Below are 8,896 nucleotides of genomic sequence, written 5' to 3'. Positions count from 1 at the left end.
TTTAAATTTATAATTTATTTTTTACCATTAAGGAATTAAGCCCCTCTAGCTTAAAAAACTTAATAAAAATCAATTTATTGATTCCTTAATCAGAATAAACTTAACTCACTAAAATTCTTAATGTTAAATTTAAGAATAAACAGAGTTTACTTTAATTTAGAAAATTAAGAAAAAGCTTTAAAAAATTTATTGAATAAAATTTAAACAGGCTCTTAAAGAAAGTAGAAGTTTTCTTTTGAATCTTTTCGTTTTTATTAATAAAAAATTTTTCTGTTTTGAATTTTTAAGATACCTTCTTTCTCCATATTTTTTATCACTCTGATGACGGTTTCTACACTCAACCCGGTAAGCGAAGCCARTTGCTGCCTTGTTAAAAGAATCTGTAAAGCATACTGTGACTGGTCAGAATGATGGTTTTTAAGATAATTCATCAGGGTTAAAAGCTTTTGAGCCGGTTTTTGAAAAGCCATGCTCTGCATCATCAGAAATTTGTAATGCATATGCTCAGAAAGACATTTTATAATTGTAAAATAATTTTCAGGATGTTGCTTCACAAACTGCAGATATTGGGATTTAGGCAGTCTTATTACCTCAGATTCATCTACCGCAACAGCGTTTACAGGATAGTTTTTTTCTGTAAAAAGCGAAGACAGACCCACACTGTTACCTTGTGTCAGTATTCCTTGAATAAACTCTTTACCTCCTTCATTATAATTATTTAATTTCACTCTTCCTTTGGAAATCAGGAAAAAGAAGCTCGGAACATCACCTTCAGAAAATATAAGATCATCGGGATAGTAAGTTTTTAAATCTGCTCCAAAAGAAAATAATTTATCTTCATTTATCATATTATAGGGATTAATTCTTCATAAAAATTTCTTTCCATAGGTTCGGAAACATACGAATGTTCATATTTTTAGACTTGTAAAGAAATAATAATTTTATGCAAAAGTGAATTATTTCCCTACCACACAGATACCACACCCGTTAGTATAAGGCAAGATATTTAATTTTAAATACATTTTCTTGTACCAAATGAAACCATTAACCGAAAAATATAAATCTTTAGTTCTTGATTAGAATCATAAAAAGAATGTGAAAATTCTGATACATTTGAATCAAGAATTTTTAAGGAAGAAGATTTCTGAAAATTTAATGTCGTAGTATAATAATTGAGAAATTGTTGTGATTAAAATATCAGATTCTGAACCGCAACAATACATTAAAAAAACTAATAGTTAAGAACGTTAATCAGATCAGGGGTTTCGTCACGAACCTTTTGATAATGATAGAGAAAAATTCTGCCAGACAATGAATAAAAATAGAGAAAACACACAAGACTTTAATGCAGAAGAGTATAACGCAAAAATTTTAGCCGATGAAGAAATCATCAGACTTGCAAAGCAAAACTCGCCGCGCCTTTTAAGTAAATTTAAATCTACATATCCGGAGTTTTTTGAGAATCTTGCTGGAATAAATGCAAACCTGCAAAATTCTGAAATTATTTTTTGCATCTATCTCAAGTTGAGATTGAGTACCAAAGAAATTGCGCTCTATACTTTTGTAACGCCCAAAGCAATTCAGAATAGAAAAAACAGATTAAGAAAAAAGCTTAGCATATCTTCAGATACCGATATTTATAAATGGTTTGACAAGCTGTAAAAATCATATCTCATAAATTTCTGCATCTGTAAATACATAGAATCTTCCGTTTTTCGGGAGATTTTTTGTATCTAAACCTGTAAACTCACTGAAGGCAGGAAGCAGTAATTGATTTTCGGTGATTACAAAACAAGGCAGCTTTATTTTTTTTACTGGAGAATTGATGATGAATCCCGGATGAATGTGACCCGTGATCTGAAATTTAGGATTTGATTTTTCAAAATCGTGAACGAAAACAACATCGTCGATTTCCAATTGCTGAGATTTAAAATTAAGGCACAATTTAGCTTCAAGCTTTTTAGAAATCTTATCGTGGTTGCCCTCTACAAGATGAAATTCAATACCGGGAAAAAGGCTTTTCCATTCACAGAATTTATCAACATCAGAATTATCTCCTGCGTGAAGCAAATCGCCGACAATTATAAATTTTTCGGGTTTAAAATATTCAATCAGAACCGATAATCGCTGCAGATCGCTTTCAAAAATCTGATGAGATAATGCAATCCCATTTTTACGGAAATGTGCCGTTTTACCGATATGCAGATCCGAAAAAATCAATGCTTTTTCTTTTTCCCAAAACATTGCACGCTGATTGGTCAATGTGAAAACTTCGTTTTTTATTTTTATGTTTTTCGTTACTATCTTCATTCTAATTTTTTCTGTTTGTCATTCTGACGAAGGAAGAATCTCAAACTTAAAAAAGATTCTCACTACATTCGCTCAGAAATAACAAAACGCTTTTAATTCACAATTGACTTATTGACAATTCACTTTATATTTCTTCCGGATTGCTTAATTAATTTCTGAATTCTCGCATCGAGGTTTTCACTCGTTAACGTTTGTCTTAAGCTGTCAACTTTTATCGGGAAACTCAAAGGCGTAAATTTATTTGAATATTTTAAAATAATCTTTGATTTTTCGATTCGTTTAAAAGCTTCTACCAAACGCTGTTCTTGGAGCTGCATATTAAAAACTTCTGTATAAGCCTGTCTCACAAGAAAATGATTGGGATCGTAATCTTCCAGAACTTTAAAAATCAATCCCGCCGAACTTTGCAAAGCTTTATTGGAACGTTGCTGTCCCGGAAAATTTTGAACCACCATTCCTGAAATTACCGCAATATCCCTGAATTTCCTTCTCGCCATTTCTGCTGAATTGATACTTGAAATAACATCGGTCATCAGATTTTCCCTCGTTAAAATTTGATGCAGATTTTCTTCGGTTACCGGAATTTCTTTATCGCTGAATAATTCAAAACCATAATCATTCATTGCCATCGAAAAGGAAATGGGAGCCAGTTTTGAAATTCGGTAAGCAATCAGCGCCGCCATCACTTCGTGAACCAATCTGCCTTCAAACGGATACATAAACAAATGATAACCTTCTCTGTTTTTTATTAATTCAACTAAAAATTCATCCTCTTTCGGAATGTGTGACCGTTCTTCCTGATTGATCAATAAAGGATGCAAAAATTTCAGCTCTTTTTCAGAAGCTTTCGGATTTAATGCTCCTGATAATTTTTCTCTTAAAAAACGCCCTAAATTTGAACTTAAAGGCAATCTTCCGCCAAGATAACTCGGAGCCATTGCTTTTCCTTTAGAAGCACGTACAAAAACCGTCATATCTTTTACCATCGCTACTTCCAGAACTCTTCCAGCCAAAATAAATTTTTCTTCTTTTTTCAGTCTCGAAATAAAATATTCTTCCACCATTCCGATATATCCGCCGGAAATAAATTTTACTTTCAGCATTGCATCACTCACGATGGCTCCCATATTCATTCGGTGAAGCATTGCGATTTTTCTCGAAATAACTTTGTGCAAACCATCTTCCATTACCACCACTTTATGGTATTCTTCATAATTTTTCAGTGCGCTTCCTCCAATTGTTAAAAAATCGATGATTTCTTTCCATTCTTCGTCCCGGATTTCCTGGAAGGTATAAACCTGTTTGATTCTTTCGTAGGTTTCTTCAGGAAAAAATCCGTCACCAATCGCCAAAGTCATTAAAAACTGAACCAAAACATCAAAACATAAAACCTGCGGTTCACGAGGTTCGATTACATTTTGTTTGACAGCTTCTTTCAAAGCAGAAACTTCGATTAGTTCTAAAGAATGCGTCGGAACACAATAAATTTTTGAAGTCTCGAAAGGGGAGTGACCGCTTCGTCCGGCTCGTTGTAAAAACCTTGCAACACCTTTCGCCGAACCAATCTGAATAACTGTATCGACCGGCTTAAAATCAATTCCTAAATCTAAAGATGAGGTAGAAACTACGGCTTTTAATTTTCCGTTACTCAGGTTTTCTTCGATCCAGATTCTTAAATGGGCATCAATTGAACTGTGATGAATGGCGATTTGTCCGGCAAAATCTGGATACGCATCCAGCAATAACTGATACCACATTTCGCTCTGGCTTCTTGTATTGGTAAAAACAATGGTTGAATTAGATTCTAAAATAATCGGAACCACTTTATCTGCCAGTTTGTGACCGAGATGTCCTGCCCAAGGTAAAATTTCTACTTCATCCGGAAAAACCGAAATAATATCAATCTTTTTATGTTGTTTAGCCGTGATTTTTGTTTTCTTTATATCGTAAGGAATCAAAACTTCCATTGCTTCGTCAAGATTTCCTATGGTTGCCGTAATTCCCCAAATTTTTAATTTCGGAACATATTTTCTCAATTGAGAAATTCCTAATTCTACAATCACACCGCGCTTTGAGCCCAATAATTCGTGCCATTCATCAATGACGATACTTTGCAGATTCTGGAAAAATCTCGGGTGATTTTTCTGTCCGAGAAGAAGGTGTAAACTTTCCGGTGTTGCCACTAAAATTTCAGGCATATTTTTCACTTGTTGTTGACGGACTTTCGGATCTGTATCTCCGTTTCTTACACCAACTGCCCAATCGAGACCAATCTCGTCAATCGCTTCCTGCATTGCTTTGGCGATATCTTTGGAAAGCGAACGAAGTGGCGTAATCCAAATCATTTTTAATCCTTTTTTATATTTTTCAGGATGATTTAGGAAATCGGAAATTAAAGCTAAAAAAACAGAATAGGTTTTCCCGAAACCGGTCGGCGCAACAACCACTCCGCTGTAACCGCTTCCGAATTTTTTCCAGGTATCAACTTGAAATTTAAACGGAGAAATCGATTTTTCCATCATCCAGTTTTGAATGATTTTAAAGCCTTGGGTATTTTCGTAGTTGCTCAATTATTAATTTTATTTTGAACCACAAAAGTCACAAAAGATTTTAGTGATTGTTTAAGTTATTCAAAAGCTCAAAAAAGTTGTATGCGTAATCCTTTGTGAACTTTAATTTTTAAGTCAATAAACCTTTAAAAACCTTTTGTGACTTTTGTGGTTAAATTTTAAGTTATTGTATCAGTTTTTTAATCTCTTCAATATCATCAATTTCGTCAACAGTTTTGTCTTTTCGCCATCGTAGAATTCTTGGAAAACGCAACGCAACACCACTTTTGTGACGGTTGCTGAAACCAATTCCTTCGAAAGCAATTTCAAAAACCAGTTCAGCTTTTACGGTACGAACCGGACCGAATTTTTCGATCGCGTTTTTATTGACAAACTTGCTGACTTCCATTATTTCTTTATCGGTTAATCCGGAATAGGCTTTGGCAATCGTGACCAGTTTATCTCCGTTTTTTACGGCAAAACTGTAATCGGTGTAGTAAGCGCTTCGTCTTCCGCTTCCTTTTTGGGCGTAAATGAGAACTGCATCAATCGTCATCGGATTGATTTTCCATTTCCACCAATCGCCTTTTTTTCGCCCGGAATGATAATGTGAATTTTTCTGTTTCAGCATCAAACCTTCACTATTGATTTCTCTGGAGTTTTCCCGGATTAAATCTAATTTGTTCCAATCATCAAAATCAATTGACTGCGAAATTTTTATGTTTTCGGGAGCTTCATTTAGTAATAATTCCTCCAGCATTGCTCTTCTTGCTGAGATTGGTTTTTCCCTCAAATCAGTTCCTTCAAGCTCCAAAATATCATACGCAAAAACTTCAATCGGAATTTCAGCGAGTATTTTTTTGGTTAAAGTTTTACGGTTTAATCGTTTTTGTAATTCATTAAAATTTAAAACGTTACCTTCCTTTACCGCAAGTATTTCTCCATCTATTACAAAATTACTTTTCATTGCTTTTACAGTTTCGGCAATTTCAGGAAACTGTTCCGTCACCAATTCTTCGCCTCTTGACCAAATAAAAACTTCATCATTTCTTTTGATGATTTGTCCGCGAATGCCGTCCCATTTATATTCGATGAGCCAATCTTCGGGTTTTCCCAAATCTTCCAGCTCTTTTTCCAAAGGATAAGCGAGGCAAAAAGGGTAGGGTTTTGAATTATCGGGATTGATATTTTCCGCAGAAATCAATTCTTTAAATGAAACTTCATCAGGTTGCCATTTTCCCATTAAACTGTGCATCAAAGTGCTTGCTTCCTGTCCGGAAAATTTTGTGAGAGAATTAATCAATGTTTTTGACGAAACCCCAATTCTGAAACTTCCGCCTAATAATTTATTGAAAATCAGTCGTTCTGTATAATCTAATCCGTTCCAGGAATTTAAGACGAATTCTTTCTTTTCGGCATCCGTTTTATTTTTTAATCCGATAATTTCGCGCATCCATTCGGACAACGTTTTTTCAACTTGTTCGGTTGGAGGAGGAAGAATTAACGATAAGGTTTCACCCAAATCTCCGACCGAAGAATAGCTTTCCTGAAACAGCCAAAACGGCAATTGGGTAATTTCCAATGCCCATTCTTTCATATAATTCGTATTGACATTTCGTTTGGGTCTTTTGCCTGTAAATAAAGCGATGAACCACAATTTGTCATCATCAGGCGCACGTTCCAGATAATCGATGATGGCATCGATTTTAGCGTTGGTTTTATTGGTGCTTTCGAGAGCATTGATGAGTTCTGCGAAATGTTTCATTTCTTAATTTTAATTCGTTGAATGCTTTACAAAGGTGCCGCTCCTACGGAGCTGTCATTAATTGCTCTAATTATTTCTACAAATATGTCGCTCCTACGGAGCTTTCTAAAACTTTAACTATTCCAAACCTTCAAGGTTTTAAAAACCTTGAAGGTTTAATTTGCAACAATTTCCACTTCATCATCATCTCCATACAAAGTTTCCACAACATCAGATTTGATTCCGATTTCGTTTAAATATTTCGAAAAAACTTCGGTTTGACCGTGTGTAACGTGTACGATTTCGGCTTCTGTGGCTTTTATGGCCTGCAACAGACCTTTCCAGTCGGCGTGATCGCTCATCGGAAATCCCGCATCGGCGCTTCGCCATCTTCTTGCGCCTCGAACCTGCATCCAACCGGAACAAATTGCTGTTGCAGCGTCAGGAATTTTTTTGATAACATTACTATCTAACAAAGCCGGCGGAACAATTACGATGTCGCCTGCAACGTGTTTGATGCTTTCCCTAAAATCGGGAACTTCATAATCAGGAAGCACAATCCCGACTTCTTCAAAAGCTTTATTTAATTTTCCTATTGAATAATGCACGTGAATTTTACCCATTCCTTCCACAGCTTTCATAATTCGTTGGGCTTTACCCAAAGAATATCCTATGAACACGGATGTTTTTTGATTTTCCTGATTCCTTAAAACCCAATTTTGAAGTCTTTTATTCAAATCAGGAACTTCAAGCCAATTGTAAATAGGAAGTCCGAATGTACTTTCGGTAACAAACTCGTTACATTTTACCACTTCAAAAGGCGTACTCAAACCGTCATCCTGAATTTTATAGTCACCGGAAATTACACTTACATAACCTTTATATTCCAGACGAATCTGAGCGGAACCAATAATATGTCCAGCCGGATGAAGCGAAAGTTTCACGCCATTGATATCTAAAACTTCACCATACTGCAAAGTCTGACATTCAATATCCGGCGAAATTCTCTGATGTAAAATAGGTTTTGTAAAATGATGGCAAAGATATTTTTTCATCCCCCAACGTGCGTGATCAGCGTGTCCGTGTGTAATGACCGCAAAATCAACAGGTCGCCAAGGATCGATGTAAAATTTTCCCTGCGGACAATAAATGCCTTTGTTTGTGAATTTGATGAGTTTCAAGAGCGTGATGATTAGTGTGTTTCTGAATATTCAAAAACCTAACCATTTTCATTGAAATCAATGACAGATGTGATTAAAATTAATCTATTGTAAGCTCTAAAGAATTTCTCTGCATCAATTCTTTATAATATTCAGAGGGTGTTTTTCCTGTAATCTCTTTAAAATAGCGGTTAAAAGAAGATTTTGATTTGAAACCAGCTTCATAAGCAAATGATAAAAAGTTGATGTTTTCATTTTTTTCTATCGCTAATTCTATGCTGTTTTTAAAATATTCTATCCGATATTCGTTGATGTAACGGTAAAAAGGTTTGTGTTTATAATTATTCAGCATTTCACTGATCTGGTATTTATTAATGCCTGTTTGTAGAGCCAGTTGATCCAATGTAAGATCGCAGTTTCTAAAAAGCTGTTTTGTACTTACAAGACTGTCTAATTTTTGCCAGATATTTTTGAATTTACCTTCATAATCAATCGTATTATTGACTGTATTTTTACTAATATGATGATGATCGCCCTTCAGCTTCACATCTGATTCAAAATAATTTATATTTTCTGTTTTAAAGTTTTTCCTGATTATTAAAAGGCAGATAATTAATAGAATAAAGTAAGAAACGATTCTTAAAACAAAATTCACAGCTTCAATATTTTCGGGGTAAAACTGAAGCAATATTTTAGAAATGACAACCAACGATTCCATTAGCAGAATGCAGCCCGAAATCCTTAAAATAACATCGTATTCATTTTTATCAGAAATAAAATGTTTATCTCTTCTGGCTATTAAAATACTTTTTGACGGGTAATATAAATTGACAATAAAAATAAGTATCAGACTCAAACTATTATAAACATCCAAAAGATGATGATCTACTTTATTCAGGATGATAAAAACACATGAAATCGTAAAGTAAGCGATCATTAAAACAAATAACGGAATGAAAATAAACCATTTTTGAGGCAAAGAAAAATCTTTTTTTGTTTTTGTAAGCATGTAAAGGTAGATCAAAGGGCCATAACAGACCGAGATAAACGTATTCATCTGCTGTCTGATACTTTCATCAGGGATAAATCTGAAAATTACAAACTTGATTGTCAAATGCACAGCAATCGCAGAA

General features: G+C 34.5%; 7 protein-coding genes. 1 reads left to right on the top strand and 6 read right to left on the bottom strand.

Going from position 1 to position 8,896, the window contains the following annotated elements; translation table 11 throughout:
* Positions 1–254: 254 nt before the first annotated feature.
* On the bottom strand, positions 255–848 hold the full coding sequence (locus AB4Y90_RS11630; protein WP_441557745.1) for a Crp/Fnr family transcriptional regulator: 594 nt from the start codon (positions 846–848) through the stop codon (positions 255–257).
* A 463-nt stretch (positions 849–1,311) separates the two neighbouring features.
* Between AB4Y90_RS11630 and AB4Y90_RS11625 the strand changes: the two genes are divergently transcribed.
* A complete protein-coding gene (locus AB4Y90_RS11625) occupies positions 1,312–1,662 on the top strand; it encodes a hypothetical protein (RefSeq protein WP_441557744.1) in 351 nt (116 codons plus the stop codon).
* A gap of 3 nt (positions 1,663–1,665) precedes the next feature.
* On the opposite strand, the gene pdeM is transcribed toward AB4Y90_RS11625, so the two are convergent.
* The 5 genes from pdeM to AB4Y90_RS11600 all read right to left on the bottom strand — a co-directional run.
* Positions 1,666–2,310 carry a ligase-associated DNA damage response endonuclease PdeM gene (pdeM, locus tag AB4Y90_RS11620; protein ID WP_441557743.1) on the bottom strand — a complete coding sequence of 215 codons (645 nt, stop codon included), beginning with the start codon at positions 2,308–2,310 and terminating at the stop codon, positions 1,666–1,668.
* Positions 2,311–2,429: 119 nt separating this feature from the next.
* On the bottom strand, positions 2,430–4,832 hold the full coding sequence (locus AB4Y90_RS11615; RefSeq protein ID WP_441557746.1) for a ligase-associated DNA damage response DEXH box helicase: 2,403 nt from the start codon (positions 4,830–4,832) through the stop codon (positions 2,430–2,432).
* 211 nt (positions 4,833–5,043) lie between these two features.
* Entirely contained in the window at positions 5,044–6,624 is a 1,581-nt protein-coding gene (locus tag AB4Y90_RS11610; protein WP_441557742.1) for an ATP-dependent DNA ligase, read from the bottom strand.
* A gap of 155 nt (positions 6,625–6,779) precedes the next feature.
* On the bottom strand, positions 6,780–7,784 hold the full coding sequence (locus tag AB4Y90_RS11605) for a ligase-associated DNA damage response exonuclease (protein WP_441557741.1): 1,005 nt from the start codon (positions 7,782–7,784) through the stop codon (positions 6,780–6,782).
* Between the two features lie 79 nt (positions 7,785–7,863).
* Positions 7,864–8,896 (bottom strand): helix-turn-helix domain-containing protein (locus AB4Y90_RS11600; RefSeq protein WP_441557740.1); only part of this gene is annotated, 1,033 nt, incomplete at its 5' end.

It is taken from the genome of Chryseobacterium sp. 2TAF14 (assembly GCF_052115105.1).
GTDB lineage: Bacteria > Bacteroidota > Bacteroidia > Flavobacteriales > Weeksellaceae > Chryseobacterium.
This window is presented reverse-complemented; position numbering and strand designations above follow the sequence as displayed.

What these genes read in the sequence shown, in the direction of transcription:
- AB4Y90_RS11625 (WP_441557744.1), top strand. Translation starts at nt 1,312, where the DNA reads ATGAATAAAAATAGAGAAAACACACAAGACTTTAATGCAGAAGAGTAT.
- pdeM (WP_441557743.1), bottom strand. Translation starts at nt 2,310, where the DNA reads ATGAAGATAGTAACGAAAAACATAAAAATAAAAAACGAAGTTTTCACA.
- AB4Y90_RS11615 (WP_441557746.1), bottom strand. Translation starts at nt 4,832, where the DNA reads ATGATGGAAAAATCGATTTCTCCGTTTAAATTTCAAGTTGATACCTGG.
- AB4Y90_RS11610 (WP_441557742.1), bottom strand. Translation starts at nt 6,624, where the DNA reads ATGAAACATTTCGCAGAACTCATCAATGCTCTCGAAAGCACCAATAAA.